This window comes from Rhodothermaceae bacterium (assembly GCA_009838195.1).
Classification (GTDB): domain Bacteria; phylum Bacteroidota; class Rhodothermia; order Rhodothermales; family Bin80; genus Bin80.
In genome coordinates, this window is record VXSC01000008.1 from 1 (window position 1) to 24,147 (window position 24,147).

A 24,147-nucleotide genomic window follows, 5' to 3' on the forward strand; every position below is an offset into this window, starting at 1 on the left:
ATACATAGCGCCCCGTAGCCTTATCTGACGGCCGTCCTACTATACCAGGGAATCGAGGAGGGAAACAAGAAAAATCCTGTATCTTACGAGGCATGTCGAGAGATAGCAAGTATCCGCAATAATTCCCAAAAAAACATACAATCTGAATGAATCCTGCCCAAGCCTATCTAAACGAGGCCAGCCGTGTGCTGGAACGAATCTGTAGAAGTCAAATGGATGCCTTGGAAGAAGCGGCGGATATTTGCACGCAAAGCATTATGGGAGGTGGTCTGGTGCATCTCTTTGGGTCCGGCCATTCTCGTATGGCGGTCGAAGAAATGTTTCCCCGCTATGGAAGTTTCCCAGGGTTTCACCCAATTGTAGAGTTATCTCTCACTTATCATAACCAAGTCGTGGGGGCGAATGGCCAGCGCCAAGCTATCTTTCTTGAACGTGTTGAGGGACTAGGAAAAACAATCCTTCGCAACTTTGTCCTCAAACCCCCAGACAGCTTTATCGTGTTTTCCAACAGTGGTGTCAATGAAGTTGTCGTTGAGGTGGCATTGGAAGCCAAAGCCAGAAATCTGCCACTTATTGTGGTCGTCTCTGAGGCACATTGTAATGCTTCCCCTACTCAGCACAGTAGTGGGAAGCGGCTCACGGATTTGGGTGATGTTATCCTGGATAACTGCGTGCCTGCAGGTGATGCAATGGTTCATATAGAGGGACACCCTGACCCCATCGGTCCAGGTTCTACCGTCGGTGTCGCACTGCTGGTCAACAGCCTAAAGTGTCTGGTTGCTCAGAAACTCACCAACTGTGGCATGCCACCGATTGTATTGACGAGCAGTCACCATATCGGCAGTGAGGCATCCGCGGCCAGATTTGATGAGTGTTTTGATGATTACCGTGCCCGGGTCCGCAGAGTTTACGGAGCTACCGAAGGACAATCAGCGGCTTGGTCGCCGTAAAGACCGTAGAAGCAAATCCGTCAACCAGGATTCTATATAGATAAACTCCACCCGGCAAGGTGGATGCATCCAAGGTCGTGACATACCACTGTCCGGAGTCCCTGTGCTGATTTTCCCCGGTCATCACTAGCCGACCATTGAGGTCAAAAACCTCCAAAGAAACGACACCTGATTCTCCTTCAAGAAAATATCTGATGGTGGTCTCGCTGGACGTTGGATTCGGGAAGGATTGTGCCAAAACACTGGTGAGCTCGGGCTCTACAGAAATTTCGTCAATTGCGAGTCTCTGCTGCTGACCGCTCTTGTTAAGAGCAACTAGCTCATAAATATGTTGCCCCACGCTAGGAAGATCAATCGTACTTCCGTCCACAGCACCTTCACCTCTGGTGATCTCTGTGACTCTTTCATCTTTTTCACGTCGCCGAATTACAAATTCATCAATGCCGTAATCCGCGGTAAACTCCCACTTGAGCCCCACGATACCCGATTGATTGAGCCGAGCTATGATGGTTCCCCCTCCCAATAGATTATTGCCTCTCAACAGCAGATCTTCTACTTTCATCATAAAATCTGAAAGCATCCGATAATTATTATCTCCCGGGCATGCGGTACTGCCAAAATCACGATGTCCTCGCATATAGTCTGGAGGCACTTCATAACGCTCAGACATGAAGCCAAAGGTGGCCACTAACGAATCAATAGCCGACAACGTCATTTCATCACGACACCTTGCACCTTCTGGAGGGTGATAACATCCCATGAGAGATATCCCAATATTCCCTGTATTTGCCCCTCCGGCATGGGCACCATGAGCCAAACGCGGCCCCTGATCAAAAGGCTCTGACTCATTCAAAAAAGGGCGTCCCTGATACAGGCGTCCCTCTTGATCCATTAGAAACTGGTATCCAATATCACTCCATCCACGACCATTCTGATGAAAATCCTGAATCCGACGAACCTGCTCCAATCCTTCCGCAAGTGTCGTCGCTGCAAACCCCGCAGTATGATGCAAGGTCATATAATCATAACTTGGGCGATTCAGGGGGATCGGGGTGCCTCGGAATGGCTGTGCTCCCCATTCCGTGCGTCGACGAATGTGAGGTGCTCGGATCAAAAAATCATCACTCTCTTCAACCTTTTGGGTTGATTGACCAAACCCATCCTCATCATCTAGACGCTGATCAAAGGTCCCCGCACTCAGTATGCGCACCTCGTAAGAGGAATCCACTGCAAAACGAATTTCCAAGCTGGATGCCTTAAGGACACGGTCCCCACGGTATGCCGCAAGAAATGCATTATCCGTAGCACTACGGACGATGTAGAATGCCTGCCATTCTCCCCAGATCCCATCCTGTTCAAGAAAGCGAACACTACCAGATAGGGAATCACTGTCCGTGAAACCCTGTAGGGCAATTCCGGTGAATTCGGCAGGAAGTTCATGGCTGACAACACTCACTGTCAGGGTCTTTCCTAGGATAGTAATCTCCGGGGATTGAAGTTCAATTTCTGCATGAATAACGTCATGCAGAAGCTGTGCCCGGGCTGTTGTTACAAAAGAAAACAACAAAAGAAGGCAGAAAAACCATGACCTCATTAATCCTAAAAGGAAAGATTGAAGGTAAACCAATGGGTTTGTGTCAGGCGTCCGAAGTCAGCATATGCATAATCAAATCTTGTAGCCAGATCCCTATTGATACGAACCATGAGGCTGCCACCCGCAGTCAATCCCTGTTCGGTATCAGGCTCAAACAGGTTTCGGTACCCAGCCCTGAACGCAATGAGGTCCCGGAAGCTGTATTCTGCACCTGCATTTACATATTCTGCGTTATCATTGGGATGCGCAGCATCAGTCGTGATCAGAATCCGATGGGTTCCAGTATCCATTGCATCCCAGGCTAAGCCCACTCGAAAAATTAATGGCATGGAGAATCCATCCATGCGGTACTGCGCATTGACGATCTCAGCTGTTCCAATCGTATTCGGACTCGGATCTTCACTGAAAAGAATATCCCGCCCATCCATGCGCATTTTGGGACCCAGGTTAGACATGCTAGCTCCAAGACGGAGCCTCTCGAATGGTGTAGTAAATAATGTCCCTATATCAAATGCAATGGACGAAGCTTTACTGTGCCAAATACGCTCCTGAACAAATTTCAAGCTCCCACCGATCGAAAATTGATCACTTAGGTTTCGCGCGTAGGTGAGTTGAAGTGCAAAACTGAGGGCGTTGAACTGCTCTCCCGTCCCTTCCGGCTCCATCTCTGTACGAACAGGCATGTCTCCGCTATTCACCATCAGCAGTGAGAGTCCTATAGAACCAACCGGCTCCACCGTCGTGCCAAACGCGACAAAGTTGTAGTTAATATCTGCCAAGTACCGAGTATTGCTCAGTTGCAAGTGGCTACCCGAAAGCCGTGCAAACCCTGCCGGATTCCAGTACACGGCACTCATGTCGCTTGCTTCGGCCACATATGCACCACCAAGGGAAATAGCGCGTGCCCCTGCACCTAATTTTAGAAATTGGGCAGCCGTAGTTCCAACACGAGTAATGGTCCCTTCTTCAAGTGAAGCCGGATCATCCTGTGCCATGACCAAACCATTGGTAGACACCCCCAAAAGCACAATAAGCACATAAATGAATCTTGCCATGTGAGATTTACTTGATCACGGCAAATTTTCCGATGTAGGACCCAGCTGGACTGTCTACGTGGAAGATATAGAGACCATACGCCAAGTTCATATTGTCCTTGGTTCGCATATCCCAGAACACTTTTCCATTGTCCAGTGGAGCATCATGGTAAAGGGTCTCCACCAACTCTCCTGCCAAGGTATAGATTCGGATCGTGCACTGTTGGGGTACATTCGCAAAATACAACCTTCGCTCACCCCGTTCGGCACGTGAAATCGGATTGCGAGGCTCAAATACCGATGTGGCAACGTATGGATTCGGAACCACATAGATATCCTGTAATTCCTGAGCCGCCAACGTGTCGTCCGTTCCCGCTGCAACGGTACGGAATGTGTACTGATCTCCTTCCGCAAATGGCTTTCGAGTAGCTACAAAAAGTACATCCCCATCTTGCGGGGTTGTACCAATATCGTCCATACGTATCTCCCAGGTAGCAGTCAACTCCCCATCCAATTGCTCCAGAAATACGATACGTTCATTTACGTCCCACACCCTATTACGGTTGACATCTGGAACGAATACCTGAATTGGACGATTGGCTTGTGTCACATTGACAACCTCAAATGGAATCGGAATATTGTTACTAAAACCGGTACCGATTGGAGAGTCTGCAAACCTGATTTCATAGTCGAAGGGCTGAGTCCTGCGTCCAGGACCGGTGCTTGCTTGCTGAAATTGAAAGGGAATGTCTGTACTGTTACCGACCCATCCAGAAGCTTCCACATCAAATTCCAGGGGATCTTCCTGTACAAAAATGTGAAGTCCTTCAAATACAATGTTAGCCTCCTCGCTCTGCAGATACCTGCTTTCAAAAATCGGTGCGTATTGAAAAGAGACCATCAACTCTTCCCCAGCACGAACCCCTGCACTCGGATTTATGTGGATGGTCCCTAACTGACCATTCACGCTATAGTCGGTATCACGTGCCAGAAGTCGACCGTCTTCGGTTCGAAGCTCTACAGAACTCTCGACAATATTCTCATATAATGTGCTTTGGCTTTTCCCGGGTGCTGCCCGAATGATTGCCGTGACCGGCCCCTCGTTGATAACCGAATACGCAATCCCCTCCTCAGTCTCATCGAACTCAATACGATAGGCCTGATTATCCCTGACTGCCAGTTCGTCAACTACGTTGATGACAATCGTACCGGTTGCGTGTCCACTACTATGGGTTAAGCCTGATGGATCCAATGCCGACGCAGAGACATAGCCAGCTACCCTGGGGCCCGGTATAACTGCAGCAGTATTTACATCAAAAATGTACCGATCCGTCGTTGGATCGTACGTGATCGTTTTGCTGGTCTCGCTTGGTGGAATTCCATTCGCGAATGCATCCCCGGCTGCACCTGCAAACCCCCGATCATAAGCTGCAACTGAATAATAGTACGTCTGTCCATTCACGACATTATTGGAATCAACAAACGTATGGAAGAGTCCCGTATCATCACCTAGGTCATAGGTTACTCCTCGACCGGGAAATGGGATCGGGCTGGGACCATTTAAGCCATTGTCCAGATCAAACCGGGCATCTACTCCGAGTACAGTCTTGAGCGGCGTGAAAAGAAAATTACTTCCGTTGATATCTGTAATGGTCTGCTGATCGGAGAACTCATGATCGGTTGAACGATAAATCACATAACCTTCAAAGTCACTTTCTCGTGTGAGCGGATCCACAGATTCCTCAGCTGCATCGTCCCAATACAGTGTGACCTTCTTGTCCCCCGGCACCGCTCGGAGATTTGGTTTCTGTGGCGGTTTCGCAAAGACATAACCCACATCGTAGATCTGTTGGGCTATATTTGCATTGAGTCGTAAGTCCTCCCGATTTTGGCCAACAATCAGCGCGATTGAAAACCGTTTGGTCGCTCCGGCCCGGAGCCCAAAAGATCCCGATCCATAGAGAAACACATAATCTCCCGGTGTGGTTGGCACAACGTCAAATCGTCCAGGCTGAACAAATCCCCACACACGTTCATCATTACTGACCCGATTTCCTGCAAAAGGTGGGGAAGCAAAAGAGGTAAGTCCAAACTGGTCACTTTCATCAATATCCGTGAATTCAAAATTTGGCTCTCCAGGCTTTGTAATATCAAACTGATCTCCCGCAGTCGGTACCCCATCGCCCTCTCCCTCATCACCAGTACCTGGGATGCCATCTACACCGACATCATCAAGGTCAGGATTCCAGTCCCCATCATTATCAATCCCGTCCGTCCATGATTCATCAACGAGACCATCATCATCATTGTCAATACCATCGTCATCAACCCCTGGACTTTCCAGAAATTTGTATCCAAAATACCCCGGCACGCGCCCAGCAATGTCACTAATACCATCATCGTCCCAAGCAAAAACCATGTTGAGATTTTCGTCGTAGAACGCCCAGTCATCCGGCCAGTCGTTTGGGCCTCCTACGTGCGGGTCCCCCCACATTCCAAAAATCACTTTATCAAGGTCTTTCTCACTTTTATTCGTGATTTTGTAGATCAAAAAGATCACATCTTCTGCCAAAGGGTTTGCCCATTGGTACAACCGAACTTCCACTTCCAGCCCCAGTCCTCTCTTTGTACTGTCACTGGGGAAGGGCCAGTAGCTGAACTCGCTATTGTTGTAGTCATTCATAAAATATAGGGTCTCCTTATCCGCATTGGAGGCCCCTTGTCGGAGTGCGCCAGGCCACAGGTACTGCTCTAAAGTTTCATTGTACCAGTCATCCGGCCATGAATCCGGTTTCCCATCCAGATCATTATCCGCGTCATCGTTTGTTGGAATCTTGATGGATTGGGGATTCACGACTTGCAGCCCTCCGAAACTCCCGACGGGCTCCGCACACGATATAGGTTGCCAACCCCAATACTCAGAGCCATCCGGCGAGAGTTCTCCACCATTGGAAACCAGGCCATCAGAAACAATCCGCATCACATATACCTGATTCCCGTTCTCATCCAATACCGGCCTGCCGTTGTCATCCCGCAGGGGAACACTCTGAGGATCTCGAGCACGCCCGTCTTCCCGATAGGTGTCAACGATTTCTGCTGCAACGAAGGGCCCAAACTCATAGCCATAGCCGAGACCATTCCATACAATATCCGTGATGGTATTGCCGGGAGCAGAGATTGACCCAAAGTTGAAGATCTGCGTGGTAATCCGATTGCCATTCAATATGACATCCCGGCGGTTGGTCAGTCCTTCTTCACAATCCAGATTTGCCCCTTTTCGAAAGGGTATCTTACCCAAGTTGGTGAGCCATGCATTGACTTCATGCTGATCCCAGCCTCGCAAGCGCTCCGTTTGGTTTTGTTGAGCATGGACCTGACTAGTGACTAGAAATAGGCCCAGAACCAAAGAAATCCCGAATCTAAGATTCATTAGAAAGAAACCGTTAGACCGGCTCGTACCTGACGTGGAGAAGAGTACCAATGCGGCCGTGTATCATATTCTTCTAGGGTATGAACGCCCGGAAGATGATAATTCCGTTCCCATGTGGCATGAAGGTTCCGCTGCGCTGATAGTGAGTAGGTTGCACGACCCGTATCGTTAAAGACAAAGTTCTCGTTCAAGCGATCCAATAGATTAAAGACCTTTACAAAGGCGCGGATCGGTACACTGACCACATTAAACTCCTTGAATAGGTGTACATCTATGTCCAATTTCGCTGGCTTGCGTCCACTGCGTGTAGGCAGGTCCACATTCTGATCCAGAATCAGCGGCGAGTATGGATAGCCTGTAGCGAACTGACCACTGAACGAGAGTCCCAGCCTTCTGGAACGCGACAAAGTCACCGTGGAAGAGATCACATGGCGTTGATCAAAGGTTAGTGGAACCACCTCTAACTCATTCTCCCGGCCAGATAACCGATTAAAGAAAAACCGATTCGCATCATCATCACTTCCTTCCGCAATCTGGAACGTGTAATCCAGCGTGGCCGACAAAAACCCGTCACGCGCCCGGCGCTTGGTCAAGGAAACAGTAAGCCCGGTCACATTCGCATATGCCTTGTTCAGGTAAATATTGTAGAGATCTTCTCCGGCAATCGTAGAGTGGCGCACGAGCTGCAGCGCCATATAGTCTCGTATGTTTTTGAAATACCCCGTCAGATGAATTGCTAATAACTCGCCAATTTGCTGCTGCACTCCAAACTCATATTGCACGGTCCGTTCGGGGCGCAGGTTTGTGTTGCCAAATGTTGGCGCACTCCCCTTGGGAAATTCAAATTCTGGATTTACAAACAGATTGCGCAAGGAAGGCATTTGCGCAAAGTGTCCATAGGAAAAGTGAATGATCCCGCGTTCCGTGATCGGAAATGAGACTCCGAGGCGGGGAAGCAATAAGTTTTTGGTAGATGCCTGACCCAACTCTCCCTGAGGGTTAAACAGATCTGGGATGTAGGTACCATTTGGATCAAAGCGCTCAAATCGCAACCCTGCATTAATGATAAAGTTATCGAATTCAAGCTTGTCCTGAGCATACGCACTCAATTCGAGGACTTTCTGATCATCATACCGGTCGTGGGACGGATTATCTACCGGCTCAACCGTGGGTTCTAAATACCGATTACCATCAAAGAGTACAACAAAATTCTGGCGGCTCAGACTGTGCTGTTGAACTTCGACTCCAGCCTTTACCTCGTGTGTGATCCCGAACTGGCGCGTAAAGTCTGCCTTACCACGAAGGGACTGGGAATCCTCGTAGATATGGGATTTTTGGTTCCCCCCAAAGAGATAATTGATTCCCGGAAAGCCAGTGACATTGCCCCCACCAATCCCTCCGATATCCTTAACATAGCGTTCATCAAACGGATCTTCATAGAGAAAGTACTCATACGAAGCCTTAGCCCAAGAAAGCTTGACGGTGTAGAATGTTCGCGTATCCAGAGTATGCGTAAAGTGCAAACTGTGATTTTGATTCCGACGCTGATTACTGGCTACCCCGTCAGGATTATATCGGTACCCAAAACTGAATCCTTTTGCCTTGCTATTATCAATCAGGTACGAATACTCCAACTGTGTATTATTCGTTGGCCTAGCCGTCAATTTTGAGAGCACATTGAACCGCTCACTCGGGTTCATTGCTACACGTTCATTAGGAAGTGCAAGCCCTCGTCCTCCAACTACACTCCCATCAGGGAGAGTGATGGTACTGTCTGCGTAATCCCACCAAGGATTACCATGGATTTCATAGTACCATGGATTACTGTTGAAATTCGCTGAATCGCTCGGCAAATGCTGCCGTATTCCGTACAGATGACCGTCGCTATTATCGTACCTCCCTGAAACTAGAAACCGCAATCGGGGACCCAAAGGGATGGGACCACTGAGAGACCCTTCTATGGTCGTGGAATTAAGATTCACTCCTTTGGGCAAAAGGAACAGATCCTCATTTCGCGTCACATAGTCTCCCCCGTAAGCAGTGACTGATCCTTCATATTCCTCTCCACCTTCCTTGGTGACCAGATTGACGACTGCAGACATTGCCTTCCCGTATTCCGCGTTAAAGGCTCCAGAGATCACCGTCAGTTCTTCTATGGCATCAATCGCCACGCGTGTATTGATGCCGTTCGTATTGAATGGATTGCTGACGGCAAGTCCATCAACTAGATAGGAAATCTCATTACTGCGTCCCCCGCGCACATGCAGCTCTCCGCTGGCTCCGGTCGTTACGCCCGCAGTCGTAGCGAGGACCCCAAAGAGGCTCTCCACGGGAAGTGCTTCAATTTCTTCGGAAATCACCGTTTTTTGGGAGGCAGTCAAATCCTTCCGAACCAAGGGACGCTCTGCCTGAACGATTAACTCTTCCCCCTCAATAACTGACTGGTTGAGTCTAACGTCAATCCGGGTAGTCTGACCGCTGGTAACCTGGATGTCTGTGATGCGCTGACTCTGGTAGCCGATGTAAGAATATACGAGCGTATAGAATCCGGGACGCAGGTTAAGCAACACGTAGTTCCCTTCCACATCTGTGGTGGTACCACGCCCAGTGCCTTCAATAAGAACCGCAACCCCGATGAGCTCCTCCCCGTTACCCGCATCCTCTATGTGTCCGGCAACTTTCCCCTGCCCCAACGCAGGCATACACCAAAGACAAGTCAGGAATACGAGACCCCAAAGTTTGCGCATGTGTTATCAGAGATTCACAACACGAACGATCCTCAAAACCAACTTATTCCGTGAGCAGACCAGATGGAAGGGATGAGTCGTCCCTTCCATCTGGCATAGCTCATAACACTACTTTACAAGAACCATCCGTCTTGCATGTCTAAACTGGCCCCACTCCAAGGTGTAGATATACTGACCACTTGCAACTGCCATCCCACTATCCCCCAGTCCATTCCAATCGACGGAGTGCGTACCCTGAGCGTAGTTCTCGTCATTGATCAGAGTTCGAACCAGGCGTCCCGTCATATCATAAATTCTGACACTGATACGCTTATCCACTGGAAGCGTAAATGAGAATGTCGTGGACGGATTGAACGGATTGGGATAATTCGAATGCAGCTCAAAATCAGTGGGAATAATCACCCTGTCATTTGAAATACGAGTAGCGATTCCATCACCCGAAAGAATACGCAGGAACGCCCGCCCGGGATTGGGAGCGGCAGATGTGGTTGTACGGGTGTACGTTGAGTCAGCAGGATTGAAAACTTCGCTGATTACAAAGACACTATCGGAAACCGCTTGGAAATTCATTGCAACCTCGTTTTGCCCATCCCCATCTACGTCTCCCAAGTAAGCAAATTGATGTGCGGCTCCACCCGATCCTTCAAGATAAGTCGTCATGGTTCCCGCGCTGTCGCGGTTGACCGTATTAAACATCAACTCAGATGGAATCGGGAATTCGACATTCCGCACCGAGTAGTTCGCTGGGTCTTCCACATCGTCCCCACCATTGAAGTCTACTATTGTGACCCATCTGGGGGCAGCCCCAGTTTCCCAGGCTGATGGAGGATAGCCTGGGCCTGTTCCAATCAATTCTGGAATCCCGTCCATATCAATATCACCGGATGTGATCCCCCAGCCTATTGCATTCTCAACAATCGGATAGACTGCATTATTCATACTTAAATCAGCACCGGTTGTATCTGGAGTAAAGTGAATCTCCAATGGATTCTCGCCAGCTTCATAGTTGATTAGAGCCACTCTGCGAGTGTTGAAATCTGGGCAATAAACCTCATCATCTCCATTCCCATCCATATCCACTGCCGTGCACCCAAACAAGGAGACCGTGTCGCCAGGACCTAATCTCGCGTAGGCATTATCCCCTACAGGACTTGCGTACAAGTTAGGAGCGAGTACATCAACATTTGAAAAATTCAAATTATTCCAACTCTGCAGTACAATCTCGTAGGTTCCGTCTCCATCCAAATCGGCCGGAAGGATGTCGTATGCACTACCGCCTCCGCGATTAACTGGATCATAATCTTCCGAACTCCTACTGCTCCATCTCGCTTCTTGTGTCCATGTTGCAAGCGGCGTACCTAGGTCATTTGCGGTGACTACATACCAGCTATCGTAAGCATTGTTACTCCCATTATTTCCAAAGAGCAACTCTTGGATACCGTCTCCGTCCACATCAGCCATATTGATCTGTTCAGTTCTCCACCGATCAGGAAGATCTCCATCAAAATCCCAGAGACTGGGCAGCCCACTAAATTCATTATTACCCGTGGCTTCCATGGCAGCGAGTCGTGGTCCAGCAAAAAATGTTTTGATGATGTTATCATCCGCAATCCCATACCCTACAAAAAGGAAAATTTCTCCCATACCATCACCGTCCAAATCTCCTGCTCCGACTCCTCTAGCATTATTCGCAGTTCCTGAAGTAGGCTCCAGCGGTGGGGAAGAGTAAATCAACTCCCAAGTGTCTACACCAATACTTTCAAGTACGTGCACACGGCCACCCCCTGAATAATCACTAAGAACAACTTCCATTTGTCCATCACCGTCCAAATCGACCGGGCCAGCAATACTTCTAGCACCAGAATGAATACCAGGTATGTAAGCAGGCGCGTCATAGTCAAGAGTCAATATCTGACCAGCAAACCCCTCTGACTGGCTGGGCTTCCACTCAAAGTCAACTTTTTGAGCAATTGCAGGAGCTACACAAAAAAGCAGAAGGGAAAAGAATAGTAAAGTGTTTCTGTACATGTGATTTCGTGATTTAATTATAGATGTTCAGGCTGCAGCCCAAGGCACTCTCTGACTTCGACTGGCAATCCCAATGGCTCAACGCGTCAATATAAGCAATCTCGTAACAATTGTGGCCATGTACATCCTAAGGCTATGCATAGCTGCGTACAGGTTCTTCATACTCTACTTACTGCACGATTTTCAAGTAGCATTTTGACCCATCCAAATTCGTCCAAGCACTATTACCCTTTGAGAGTTCGCTAAAATTCTCTTACCTTTTGCCTCATCTGATCAATCCTTATATGATGCTGACGACTAGTGTAATCGGTAGCTATGCCATCCCCTCTTGGCTCATTAGCTCAATTGAAGCGATGAAACGCGGCGAATATGGTCCGTTGGACATTCAGGAGACGCTTGATGACGCGGTGGATATGGCACTTCGGGACCAAGAAGAAGCAGGTATTGATATCGTGAGTGATGGAGAAATGCGCCGATTTGGCTTCTTTACTGCTGGCTTTTATGAGCGACTGGATGGGTTACGTGCTCTTGAACCGCTTCGAAAACTGGGGCCGGGAGGACACGACCAGCGCGAGCGCTATGAAGCTGTCGAACCATTCTCCGCACCCAATGGACTTGGACTGGTTGATGAGTTTCTGTATTCAAGCATTCGCACTGATCGGCCCTTAAAAGTCACCTGCCCTGGCCCCTATACACTCGCAGGACGGATCCAGACCGGGGGAATCTATGCTGACCGCATGGCGGTGTCTGCCCGTTTTTCCGAAATCATCAATTCTGAACTGAAGGCTGTGGTTGAGGTTGGTGCCACTTTTATTCAACTGGATGAGCCATCCGCTGCAGTCCATAAAGATGCGCCAGGTAAACATGTTGAACTCTTTAATCAATGCGTCGAGGGTGTAGACGCAGAAATCGGACTTCACCTATGCTTTGGTAACTATATCGGTCGCCCAGTTGCTCATCGGACATACGCTCCCCTCTTCCCACGTATCCTTGACATTGCAGCAGGGGAGATTCATCTGGAATTTGCCAACCGGGAAATGGCAGAATTAGAACTTGCTGGCGAAATTGCTGCCACTGGCCGGAAGGTCGCCGCGGGCGTCATTGACGTAAAAAATTACTTTATCGAGACACCGGAAATTGTCGCTGATCGAATCCGTCAAGTCTTACAACATGTACCTGCAGAACAGTTGGTGCTTGCTCCAGACTGTGGTTTCAGTGAAACTGCGCGCTGGGCGGCACGTGCGAAGATGCATGCCCTCGTTGAAGGTACACGCATAGTCAGATCTGAATTGGGTGTATAGCAGTTTTGTAATAGGGTGTCACGATTCGTATTGAGTGGCAAGAAACCATAGATAGAATGCCAAAAAATCAGAAAACAGGTTCTCGGAGCATGATGATCGTAATTGCGATGATGATCGGTGTTTCCGAGATCGCAGTCGCGCAGAATAAAAGTTTCTACGCAGGCACTTTCGTCGGAACTGAGCACGTTAACTTTGAACATGCAAAAACCGTGGACAATACGGATGTACCGGCGAATTATTTGCAGAGAGGAAATATCTACAGTACGAGCGCTTCAGCGAGCGAATCAGGTTTTAGTACGGGATTTCTCGTCGGCTACCGCCTAGATTTGGACCCAAGCAACACCTTTGACATAGGCCTTGAGATTGATGTGCAATTCCACGGCGGCGCGGCAAACGGTATGTTTCCCGGAGACGGACAATCCAATAGTAGAACCCAGTATGGAGAGGCTTGGCCCGACAAGTGGAGTGTGAAGAGAAATAACAGCTATGGTGCGGCATTGATGTTCCGTGTGAGCCCCTCGTTCATGGTTTCGCTTCTTGGCGCGGATACCGGTATTTACATTCTCGGCAGAGTACGCCGCTTGGATGCAGATTTAATTGTCAACTACGACGGGTGCTTTAATCCGCTTGAACTTTGCGGGCCGGGGGAGTTTGATCCAGGTACCGATTCCCATGACGAAACATTCTACACATTTACTGTAGGCGCGGGAATCGAAAAGATGATCGGAGATCGGCTAGGGGTCCGCGGCGAATTGCACCACACACAGTACGGAAAAGAAGAATGGGAAGCCTTTTCGGGGGAAGAAGCCAGGGTTCCCATATCACTTGATGGAAGTGAAACCGGGTTTTCCGTAAAAGCGATTCTCTACTTCTGATTCAGTTCTCAGGCGTATTTCCGTTTAACCTCGCGGTGATCTGTTAGTAGCTTCTATTTCACCAACTTGCAGCTAAAGAGGGGATTGTCGAATCAAGCCCAGGCGAAGAGTATCCCCTCCATTCATGTTCGCGCTCCACAGACCAACATCGTCCTGATTTCCCTGAAATTCAACGACATTGGAATCGTTGATCCCCCGTAAGAACCTCAACTTGATCAGGTCTCCAACGCTGTTCCCGGTCTGTATCTCTTTATTTAATTGAAGCCTCGACGAGTTGAACTTAAGCGTGAGATGTTGGGAAGGGCGCGAGGCCACGCATTCTGCGGTTCATCCAAAATATTTTTGACAATCTGCCGGAGGGTATATTGACAATTTTCCGAAATACTTGCTGACAATCTGCCGAAGACCATTACATTGTTCTAATATACCGTATATCCGTGTATGGAGCCTATCAAAAGAATCAAACCGGCATTCGGTACTGAACTTCTCTGGTGAACTAATTATTCATAGAATCGTTAATTGACAATCTGCCGAAATTATTTTGACAATTTGCCGATAACACTATCAACGATATCAACACGAAAATATAATTCAACGTCTGCTGTATGATTCGCTGAAAATCTACCACAAATGACTACACAAAAATTTATTCCTCGACAATCTGAACAGTATCTTGCCGAGTTAATTCCACACTCGCCAGTTGTATTAATTCATGGCCCTCGACAATCTGGCAAGACAACCTTGGCAAAACTGATTGGTGACCGACTCGGATATTCCTATTATACATTCGACAACTCGAAAACCCTAACAGCAGTGCAAAGCGACCCGACGGGGTTTATGAATGCACTCCCAAACCGCGTCATACTTGATGAAATTCAGCTTGTCCCAGAGCTATTCCGACTACTAAAACTGTCTGTGGACCGTCAGCGAAGGAATGGTCAATTTATCCTGACTGGTTCAACCAATGTCCTTTATCTACCTGGGTTGATGGATGCGCTCACTGGTCGCATGCTCATCGTTCGCCTACATCCTCTGTCTCAAGTGGAAATTGAACAAACCAAATCGGTCCCTTTCCTCGAGCGATTGTTTACGGGAGATTTCCGAATGAGCCAATTCGAGCCTCTTGGAAGTAATCTAGCAGATCGAATTGTGGCTGGTGGCTATCCCCCTGCTCTGGCGATCCCTGTAGATAGCATACGCTCTTCTTGGTACAATAGCTATGTCGTCAGCTTGGTTCAGAATGATATTTCTGGGCAGCTGAAGGTTCATTCTCCTGAATCGATTCCCAGTTTACTTACTGTTGCAGCCAGTTTATCTGCACAACTGTTTAACGTGTCCGCTATCGCAGCAAGATTGCAAATGAATCGCAATACGGTTCGGCATTACTTGGCAATTCTGGAGCGCCAATTCCTGATCAAGAGACTGCCACCCTGGTACAGCAACCGCATGAAAAGGATGACCAAGACTCCCAAAATTCATATCGGCGACACTGGCCTTGCATGTTCACTATTGAATGTTGATGCAAATGATTTACTGAATGACCGTAGCCTCCTGGGTCAACTCGTAGAGTCGTTTGTCTTTCAGGAATTGAGACGACAAGTCAGCTCATCGGGCAAACCATACAAGTTCTATCATTTTCGAGACCGTGACGGGATTGAAGCAGACATGATCATTGAACTGGGAGGCTCCAAATTAGCCGCCATTGAAATAAAGGCGGGGGCTTCGATAATTAGTTCCGATTTCAAAGTACTACGCAAGATTAAGGCAGCTCATGAAGATAGATTCACGTTTGGTGCACTGCTGTATGACGGAGAACTTTGTGCAAGTTTTGGGAATGGGATGTTTGCCGTCCCTATCCGCATGCTCTGGGAAACCGACTCAAAACCGTGAAGTAGTCAAGATGAGAAGAATTCATATCCACTCAGGGGGCGCTACCGCTAAAGCTGTACGAAGTCTTTTCCGGGGGTGTGCCATTCTTAGTGGAGGTTCGTCAAGTTAGGGTTTTGGGACTAGGGTTGCCCACCTAAGCTCCACCAAAAATGACACCTCCCCGTGTGAAATAAGGGATCAATTAGTGAGAGAATTCGTCATGTGATTTGTGCACATGTTGGAGGTTCATCGGGGTGCTGGGGGATTTTCGCACGGATACGATTAATGGGTCCGTACAAGCGTTTCGGTGGCCACTACCTGACTATCAATCATCAGCCGACTGAAATAAGCCCCCGCCGGCAACTGGTCAGCTTCCCATACAACGCGATGCTCTCCGGCTGACCGTAGACCAGACACCGGATGGGCAACCTCACGACCCAATGCATCATAGATCGCCAGAGATACTTGCTGAGTCCGTTCAAGCGCAAAAGTGAGTGTGGTGAAGTCATTAAAGGGGTTCGGATAGGCTGGTGACAAACTTACAACTTGAGGCACGCCAATTTCATCCACGGCTGTAGCCTGAGGGGATCTATGCAAGACGAAATGCGCTGGAGCAATGCCCGCAGTGAATCGACCAACTTCTGACAGGTCATCTCGATTTGCAATCTGAACGAAACCGGGTTGTGTAAAGCCTATGAGCGGGTTACTGTCAAATCGACCAATGTAGAACAGGCGCTCAGTCGCATCGTAAGCCAGACCACCCACACTCTCGGTCCCCGAGAAGGGGATGGACTCCTTGTACATGTTTGTGGTGGCATCAAAAACCAAGACCATCGCACTGTCGCTACGAATCAGAAATATTTCTTCACTCTCGGGGCTATAATGGGAATCTTGGCCAGGCCCACTTGAGCCGATTTGGTGGCTGAATTCAATGCGATTCAGGATGTCACCGGTTTGCGGATTCAGCACGACGGCCGCGCCATTGGTTCTATCGACTATCTGAGTGAAGTCCGAATTCCAGACCGTTTTGCCCGTACAAAATGCCCAGAGATCGCCCTGCTGGTCAACTTCAAGGTGCCGGGGACCATCACATCCCAAATCGATCGTTTCAATTACCGTATCGGTCCGGGTGTCAATTACCGTAAGCGTAGAGTCACTACCCCATCCTGAGTTGGCCACGAATGCACGACTGCCCGCCACGGCAATGTCCTCAGGCCTAGAGCCTGTGTCTACAGAGCCGGACACAGTCCGTGACTGCAAATTCAGCACCTTGACTTTGCCTGGATCCAGTTGCTCAGATACGTAGGCTTTGTCCTGACCAACCACGCTGATATATCGCGGGCTGGCTACCTCACGAATCTGGCCGACACGCATATTAGTGGATAAGTCTAAAATATCTACATTGTTTGATGTATTTGATGCGATATAGCCATAATTACCGTGTAGCGTGATGCTTTGGGCGATAGTGCCAAAGTCAGATAGAACCTGCTCTGCCTGTCTGGTTGATAAATCGTACCATGTAATCGAGGCATTACCGTCAGAAAAATTCCCTTGATTAGCAATGTACACGCCATGAATTTCCTGCGCGGAAACCGGTGCGGAGATCAACAACATCAAGGTGCAAAACCGAAAAAACTTGGTCATTTTTGAGAATATTTAGTGAAAGGTGAGAGTTAGAACCAGCCGTACTTGCCTCGGAGGCATTGGATTGGCCGGCAGATATTCGTAGCGGGCATCCAGAAGGTTTTCACCGTGGATACCCAAGGAAACAGGACCCATGTACATCTTCAGTTGGCCGTGTAATAGCCAAAAGGGATCTGATTCCGTAACCGACGTTACCGCAAGTGCGCCAGTGTAATTTGCGGCAATACTGGCTGCCAAAAACCTCCAGCGAAAGTGTGCGTGGCCTTTGATTGCATTCCGTGGGATAAGCCGCAAGAACAAATCGCTCTTCTGTGCCACACGTATCCACACCAAACCAGCTTGAGCTTTCATCCTCGTAGTAAGCGGCCGTTGAAAATCAACAGAGGTTTCCAGGCCGTAATTAGTCGCACGACTGACGTTCAGCGGTGCCCAGTACCCGGTCGGCGTGGGCTGCCAAACAATTTGATCGCGCAGCCGGATCATGAAGGTGGTCATTTCAATCTGAAGCCCACCATACAGCCATATCAGACCGGCATCGTAAGCCTCACCACGTTCAGGCTTCAGATTTGGATTCCCCCCCGGTAACCAAAACCGGTCATTAAAGGTAGGCATCCTAAATGCCGAGGCTGCCGTGCCCTTTAGATGGAGGTTGCGTCTCAGACGGACATTTACTCCGAGACTGGGAATGACTGGACTAATCCTTTTTGGTCGGGCATAATGATCCACGCGCAGGGCTGGGTAAATGGATATCGGCCCCCAGTTACCTATCGCGTGGGCATATATAGCATAACGACGCTCCAAATTACCCTGTCGCAGACTTGGGTGATCTGCTTGACCAAAACCCGCCTCTACTCCTCCACCCAGTTGCCAGGCGCGGATTGGCGTTAGTTCAATATCGGCCTGGATAGATGATAAAATCGTTCGCCCAGTGTTATCAATGTGCATACGTGGATTGATGTAACGGAGCGCCCCCGCTTGCACGAGACCCCCGGCCTTCAATGAACCCCACGCCCACTTCCGCCTAACATGTGTCCAGACACGCAGATGCTCATCCCACTGGCGCTCACCTGCGGGCAGCGAGGAATTAATGTCCGGCAGCCCACGTTCAGCGTCATTGTACCATGCACTCACCCGCCATTCGTCATTGGGTCGGGTCCATGTCATTGACCCGAAGATCGAACGTTTTTGTTGGTCGCCTCCTTCGCGGGGTGATTCTTGCGGGGGGAACAGTGCACGATTCAGGTAAGGATAGTCACCTCTATACCGATCTATCTCACCTGCCACTGTGCCCGCTAGGCGTCCCTTGCGCATGGTTCCGTAAACGGCACCACGACGTTTTCCCCATGCTCCTGTCTCAGCATGTACTGTGATGAGGTTTTCGGAGGATGCTGTTTGAAGGTTTACCACACCGCCAATAGCATCGGTGCCATATAGAACTCCACCCGCGCCAGAGGTGACCTCTACCGCATTCAACAGTATCGTTGGCAACAGGGACAGATCCAGTTGTCCAGCTTGTGGGCTTGCGATTCGGTGGCCATCCAGCAGGACAAGAGTTTGTGAGGCCGTGCCGCCACGCTGAGATAATGTAGATAACCCTCCTACGTAATGTCGCACATACAACGCAGAACGTTGGCGCAGTAGATCATCCACGGTCAGCGAGCCAGATTCAATGATGGCACTCCGATCAAGCACCTGCGTCCGTATGGGGGCGTGCACTACAGAAACGGGCACCCGCAAAGCGGTAACCGTAATCGGAGGAAGCACCACAGTACTATCGGCTACTTGCGCGGCGAAGACCGGAAGCGGCTGAAGTGCACAAAAAAGAAGTAGGATACGCAGCATGTTAGTGCCTGAACCCCAATCAAGAGATCCCGGCCGCCGCGTCAGCTGGTCATCCCAGCAGATGCCGACCACAGACCTCAACGCCCGGAGGTTGGTGGCGCGTTTTCCCGTCGGCAGGTTTCCTGACTCGCCGTACGCACACTCAGTGTGCCCGAAGAAGCGGTGTTCATAGCCTTCCCATCAACTCAGACAGTGACTATGTACTCCCTCTCTCCTCTTCTCTGAAAGTATCACTACTTCCGTACGGCCTACAGTTGCGGGTACAGTCCCGGCTTATTCTTGCAGCAAGAAGGCACCGGATTCCCCTTTACCCAGGCAAAATGCCCGGACCGAAGGCGCAATGGCCGCAATATACGAATAAAGATTTATTCCTTGTCAAGTGGAGAGCCATTACCTAGGAAGTGTTCGGTATGTTGGTGTAAGCCTGCAGACGAAAACCTCCCCGCACGGTTCAGGCAGCTGTGCATCTTGAATGGAGTCACAAACCACCAAAAGGCAAATTCATTTCCATTACCTATCTTGGCGCGTCGAAATGATGCTTACGGAGTCCCTGCGTGCCAGTATGCCACGGGCTCCGTAAGTTGATCATCTTTTCGTAGGCTCACAGCCTCGCAGAAATGCATCCGATTCAACTATGATCACATCATGGCAACCTTGGATTTTGTAATCCTCCGTTGATTTTCAATCGGCGTGAATATTTCAATGATCTGGACGAGACAGCGGATCGATTGCATAAAGAATTGCTGGAATTTCGGATGGAGGCAACACGTTGGGAAAAAAGAGAATGACCGACAATAAAAAGGGGGCATCTCAACAGTGAGACGCCCCCTTCATGCGGTCCGGACGGGACTCGAACCCGCGACCTCTGGCGTGACAGGCCAGCATTCTAACCAAACTGAACTACCGGACCAGCAAAAGTAAAACTACGAGATCCAAGTTATTTTAACAACTGCGACCCATGATTGTTTTGCTGTGGTCAGGGAGGGATTTGAACCCCCGACACACGGATTTTCAGTCCGTTGCTCTACCACCTGAGCTACCTGACCGGCAGAGCGCATAAACCCATTACGAAGGATTCTGGTTTCAGTCGGATACCGTCGAAGACTATGAATACACATTTTACTGAGGATCCAGCTAAAGCTGCGACCTATATTCGTGATGGTAAACTGGCAGTTTTCCCAACCGAAACGGTGTACGGGCTTGGGGCCAGCGCCCTTGATCAAGACGCTGTTGCACAGATCTATCAGGCAAAAAGACGCCCCTCTTCCAACCCGTTAATTGTTCATCTAGGATCACTTTCAGATATTCTGCGCGTGGTATCTGAGGTAACATTTATCGCAGAAAAACTGATGGAAGCATTTTTTCCTGGGCCCTTGACTCTCATTCTTCCTCGACATCCCTCCATCCCCACGATTGTTACTGGTGGCTTGGATACTGTTGCGGTCCGAATGCCCGGTCTGCCAATTGCCAGAAAATTTTTGGAATCCGCCTGTACTCCGGTTGCTGCACCTTCTGCTAACATTAGTGGTCGCCCCAGTGCTACCACATGGCAATCTGCTGCAGAAGATCTGAATCACCGTGTCCACTGTATTCTTTGCGGCCCTCCGGCAACCGTGGGTCTTGAATCAACAGTTGTCGACTGCACCGAAACCGCACCTACGCTTCTCCGGCCAGGAGCAATCAGTATGGAAACGCTGCGTACTGTGATTCCAGAATTTTCAACCGATGCCCCCAAAGCATTTCGCAGTCCCGGAATGTGCTACCATCACTATACACCCGCTGCTAAAATTCAAATTGTAAGTCATCCTGAAGAGATAAATCCAGGGAATCACACAGGTTACATTGGCCTTGAGGCACCGCCTTCAGACATGCAATTCAAGAAATTCCTAGTCCCAAATCATGTCGAAGAGTATGGTCACTACCTTTTTGAGTTTTTCAGAGACTGTGACCGCTTGGGGATCACAATGATTTACTGCCAGGGGGTCGCCGAATCCGGGCTCGGCCACGCACTGATGGATCGTCTCGTACGCGCAGCTAAATCGTCCAAGTAAGGGAGATCCTGTTTGCGCTCAATCCCAGTTGTGGTCCACCCGCCAAACGCTGATGCCTCCGTGAGAGCAGATACCCAGTCCCAAATCCAATCAATGCCCCTCCCAGTACATCGCTGAACCAATGATATTCATCTGCCATCCTCACCACTGCAGTCCCTACCCCCAGAACAAAGAGGGCTCCCGATGCAATACCAGGGTAGTATAAAACCCATGGGGTCGTAACGGCAAAAACAGTTGTAGCGTGCCCGGATGGAAAGGAACGATCTCCACCGAAGGGCTTAAGCGAATTAGGGCCTAAATCAGCATGTGGCCTGGCACGCCCAACTACAAGTTTGAGTGCATTCGTTAGCAGGTTTGCCAAAACAATTGACTCCAGAGAGGTGAACGCAGCATCCTGAAAATAGATATCACCACTGGTCAGAGATCCCACAAACACGATCGCTGCCATGGGACGGATAATATTGGCATTGCCTACTTCATGCAACACCCTGCGCATGCGAGGTGCCGTTGAATCAGCAAACTTTTTCGCCTCGCCTGAAAGACTACGATCAAAATGCGACACCGCCAAAATACCGCCAGCAGCAACTCCGAGTGTCAGCCCCGTCCGAACTGTTAATGTCGCCTGAGGAACCGCAGTTATATCTCCAACTGTCCAGCGTACAAATCTCAGCGGATCTGCTGACTGTGCTTCAGCAGTATAAGCTATGAGCATGCAGATCAACCCCGAAAAAATGCTCCATCGCTTCATCACCAGTCGTTATCCGTTTATGTGTATATCTCCATACGATACCAGCCTACCCCGGGTATCTACGATAAATACTCTGATTAGCCCTTCGAGGCCCAATACACTCGGCATAAATCGAAAGACGTAGGAGCCGGTCTCGCTGGCATTCGAGATACTGTCTAATCTGCGTGGGATTCTATTACTGTCATAACTGGTGACTTCTAGGCCTCCCTGAACGGAATTGGATAATCGAATGCGAACTGGAATTGCAACGGATGCCCCTGGTGGGACTGGATTGGGAAAAGCCGGATCTATAACGATACGCCCACTATACACCGGAGAGATCCGCCAGTCGTCATCATCTTTGGATTGGATGGCCCCATTTTCAGCTGTCTTCGTAAATCCCTCTGGATCTGAAAATGCTTCATTCTCGAATGTATCCTGATCCTCCCCGGCGTCGCAGGCACCGAGTCCACCAATTATCGTTAACGCCAGTACAATCCGAAAAGCTATCATCAACCGCATCCCGATTCGTGAAGGTTACGCAATCAAACAACAATGTTCCAGACACCCCAACGGCCCCACTGCTGACCGTTGCTGATTTGAGCATTCAGCTTCTGGGGACTCCAATTGTTCATTCTCTTCAATTTAATCTGCATCCAGGAACGATTACTGGGCTTGTTGGACCGAATGGTTGCGGGAAGACGACGCTACTTCGCGCAATCTGTGGCTATTTACCGTACTCGGGGTCAATCCTGCTCGAAGAAAAAGAAGTCAGCGAGTGGCCTAGACGGGAGTTGGCACGTAAAATATCTTTTGTCCGACAAGCCCCCATACTTTCTTTTGATTTTACGGTGGAAGAGCTTGTCCTATTGGGATTGTTGCCACACAAATCGCTTTTGGAGGGAATCTCCCGTCAAGATCAGGAGTCACTGAACGAAGTCTTGGAACAGATTGGACTTTCGGGTTTTTCGAAACGATCTGTCCAATCACTTAGCGGCGGTGAACGTCAACGCGCATATCTCGCGCAAGCGATCCTACAGGATTCGGCACTGCTCCTACTTGACGAACCCACTGCTCACCTGGATATAAGTCATCAGTACCAGTTCCTTGAATTGTTGAAAGACTTGGCCACTAAAGGAAAAACTATTCTTGCTGTCTTTCATGATCTTGAACTTGCAGCAAAATTTTCCGACCGCCTATTGGTATTGCACCGAGGATACCAAATTGATCATGGTAGTCCCGCAAATATTTTGAACGATGAATTATTCGCCAACGTATTCAAAATGCGCGCCAGTGTTGGGATAAACCAGAATGGCGAACATAGAATCACCTATGTATCCTCCCTAAAATCCTAACCTCCAAACAGATCAATCAGGGAAATGACGTATCTTAAAAACTACCGGGCTTTAACCGCCTACCTGCATTGAGTAAGCCATAATCGATGGCTACCTCCAAGGCACCTCATGAAGATCTACACCCGTACTGGAGACGATGGCACCACCGGGCTTTTTGGTGGAGGTCGAGTACCAAAATTTCATCCACGTGTCCAGGCTATGGGTGCCGTAGATGAAATCAATGCTGCTCTGGGTACTGTCTGTGCAGTATTGCCTGCTCAGTCGGAATCTATGCGCTCATTCATCGTGCATCTTCAGCATGAATTGTTTACCCTTGGGGCAGATCTTGCAACACCTGCTGACTCACGGGCAACGGTCCCACGCATTGAGCAGGAACATGTACAGGCCCTTGAGAGAGCAATTGACGACTGGGACGCCAAGCTAGAGCGCCTCCAGTATTTTATCTTGCCAGGTGGCACCCAAGCAGCTTCCATGCTGCATCTGGCACGTGCAATATGTCGGCGTGCAGAACGTGCCCTTTCAGAACACCTGGATACTATCTCAACAAATCCGTACGTTCTCCAGTATCTTAACCGATTATCTGATCTACTTTTTGTTCTTGCTCGGCGGGCAAACCATGATTCAGGTACTCCTGATGTGAGATGGGTTCAATGAGTAATCGCGATCGGCACATAGCAAGAAAGCGAACTTGACCTTAGCA

At 49.2% G+C, this 24,147-nt stretch carries 15 protein-coding genes, 2 tRNA genes and 1 riboswitch; of the genes, 7 read left to right on the top strand and 10 right to left on the bottom strand.

Annotated features, from left to right (window positions below; translation table 11 throughout):
- The first annotated feature begins 146 nt into the window (after nucleotides 1-146).
- Entirely contained in the window at nucleotides 147-950 is an 804-nt protein-coding gene (locus F4Y64_01390) for an SIS domain-containing protein (protein MXX96253.1), read from the top strand.
- Here the strand turns inward: F4Y64_01390 and F4Y64_01395 are convergent.
- From F4Y64_01395 to F4Y64_01415, 5 genes are all read right to left on the bottom strand, one after another.
- Nucleotides 916-2,544, bottom strand: a complete 1,629-nt coding sequence (locus F4Y64_01395) for a T9SS type A sorting domain-containing protein (protein ID MXX96254.1) — start codon at nucleotides 2,542-2,544, stop codon at nucleotides 916-918. The two genes, F4Y64_01390 and F4Y64_01395, sit on opposite strands and share 35 nt — an antisense overlap.
- Before the next feature lie 5 nt (nucleotides 2,545-2,549).
- On the bottom strand, nucleotides 2,550-3,599 hold the full coding sequence (locus tag F4Y64_01400) for a PorV/PorQ family protein (GenBank protein MXX96255.1): 1,050 nt from the start codon (nucleotides 3,597-3,599) through the stop codon (nucleotides 2,550-2,552).
- 7 nt (nucleotides 3,600-3,606) lie between these two features.
- On the bottom strand, nucleotides 3,607-7,008 hold the full coding sequence (locus F4Y64_01405) for a hypothetical protein (protein MXX96256.1): 3,402 nt from the start codon (nucleotides 7,006-7,008) through the stop codon (nucleotides 3,607-3,609).
- Nucleotides 7,008-9,755 (bottom strand): TonB-dependent receptor, encoded by a 2,748-nt coding sequence (locus F4Y64_01410; GenBank protein ID MXX96257.1) that lies wholly within the window; start codon nucleotides 9,753-9,755, stop codon nucleotides 7,008-7,010. Before F4Y64_01410 ends, F4Y64_01405 begins: the two co-directional genes overlap by 1 nt.
- A 108-nt stretch (nucleotides 9,756-9,863) precedes the next feature.
- Nucleotides 9,864-11,783: a T9SS type A sorting domain-containing protein gene (locus F4Y64_01415; GenBank protein MXX96258.1), complete on the bottom strand. Its 1,920-nt coding sequence runs from the start codon at nucleotides 11,781-11,783 to the stop codon at nucleotides 9,864-9,866.
- A gap of 284 nt (nucleotides 11,784-12,067) precedes the next feature.
- Here F4Y64_01415 and F4Y64_01420 point away from each other — a divergent pair, with 284 nt between their 5' ends.
- The 3 genes from F4Y64_01420 (at nucleotide 12,068) to F4Y64_01430 (ending at nucleotide 15,849) form a co-directional block, all read left to right on the top strand.
- Nucleotides 12,068-13,084, top strand: coding sequence for a methionine synthase (locus F4Y64_01420; GenBank protein MXX96259.1), 1,017 nt, complete (start codon nucleotides 12,068-12,070; stop codon nucleotides 13,082-13,084).
- A gap of 56 nt (nucleotides 13,085-13,140) precedes the next feature.
- On the top strand, nucleotides 13,141-13,959 hold the full coding sequence (locus tag F4Y64_01425; protein MXX96260.1) for a hypothetical protein: 819 nt from the start codon (nucleotides 13,141-13,143) through the stop codon (nucleotides 13,957-13,959).
- Between the two features lie 630 nt (nucleotides 13,960-14,589).
- Nucleotides 14,590-15,849: an ATP-binding protein gene (locus F4Y64_01430; GenBank protein MXX96261.1), complete on the top strand. Its 1,260-nt coding sequence runs from the start codon at nucleotides 14,590-14,592 to the stop codon at nucleotides 15,847-15,849.
- Nucleotides 15,850-16,110: 261 nt separating this feature from the next.
- Here the strand turns inward: F4Y64_01430 and F4Y64_01435 are convergent, their stop codons facing one another.
- The 4 genes from F4Y64_01435 to F4Y64_01450 all read right to left on the bottom strand — a co-directional run bounded on the left by F4Y64_01435 (nucleotide 16,111) and on the right by F4Y64_01450 (nucleotide 20,360).
- The gene (locus tag F4Y64_01435; protein ID MXX96262.1) at nucleotides 16,111-17,472 is read right to left on the bottom strand and encodes a T9SS type A sorting domain-containing protein; all 1,362 of its coding nucleotides are present in this window, start codon (nucleotides 17,470-17,472) and stop codon (nucleotides 16,111-16,113) included.
- Nucleotides 17,473-17,484: 12 nt separating this feature from the next.
- The gene (locus F4Y64_01440) at nucleotides 17,485-19,314 is read right to left on the bottom strand and encodes a TonB-dependent receptor (GenBank protein ID MXX96263.1); all 1,830 of its coding nucleotides are present in this window, start codon (nucleotides 19,312-19,314) and stop codon (nucleotides 17,485-17,487) included.
- Between the two features lie 94 nt (nucleotides 19,315-19,408).
- Nucleotides 19,409-19,663: riboswitch (cobalamin riboswitch) on the bottom strand.
- A 486-nt stretch (nucleotides 19,664-20,149) separates the two neighbouring features.
- Nucleotides 20,150-20,224 (bottom strand) — tRNA-Asp (locus tag F4Y64_01445).
- A gap of 63 nt (nucleotides 20,225-20,287) precedes the next feature.
- Nucleotides 20,288-20,360 (bottom strand) — tRNA-Phe (locus tag F4Y64_01450).
- A 60-nt stretch (nucleotides 20,361-20,420) separates the two neighbouring features.
- On the opposite strand from F4Y64_01450, the gene F4Y64_01455 reads away from it, so the two are divergent.
- Nucleotides 20,421-21,365, top strand: coding sequence for a threonylcarbamoyl-AMP synthase (locus F4Y64_01455; protein ID MXX96264.1), 945 nt, complete (start codon nucleotides 20,421-20,423; stop codon nucleotides 21,363-21,365).
- Here the strand turns inward: F4Y64_01455 and F4Y64_01460 are convergent.
- Complete coding sequence (locus tag F4Y64_01460) at nucleotides 21,349-22,116, bottom strand: phosphatase PAP2 family protein (GenBank protein MXX96265.1); 768 nt, start codon at nucleotides 22,114-22,116, stop codon at nucleotides 21,349-21,351. The genes F4Y64_01455 and F4Y64_01460 overlap by 17 nt on opposite strands.
- A gap of 392 nt (nucleotides 22,117-22,508) precedes the next feature.
- Here F4Y64_01460 and F4Y64_01465 point away from each other — a divergent pair, with 392 nt between their 5' ends.
- Both F4Y64_01465 and F4Y64_01470 read left to right on the top strand, forming a co-directional pair.
- On the top strand, nucleotides 22,509-23,447 hold the full coding sequence (locus F4Y64_01465; protein ID MXX96266.1) for an ABC transporter ATP-binding protein: 939 nt from the start codon (nucleotides 22,509-22,511) through the stop codon (nucleotides 23,445-23,447).
- 108 nt (nucleotides 23,448-23,555) lie between these two features.
- Nucleotides 23,556-24,101: a cob(I)yrinic acid a,c-diamide adenosyltransferase gene (locus F4Y64_01470; protein MXX96267.1), complete on the top strand. Its 546-nt coding sequence runs from the start codon at nucleotides 23,556-23,558 to the stop codon at nucleotides 24,099-24,101.
- Nucleotides 24,102-24,147 lie beyond the last annotated feature (46 nt).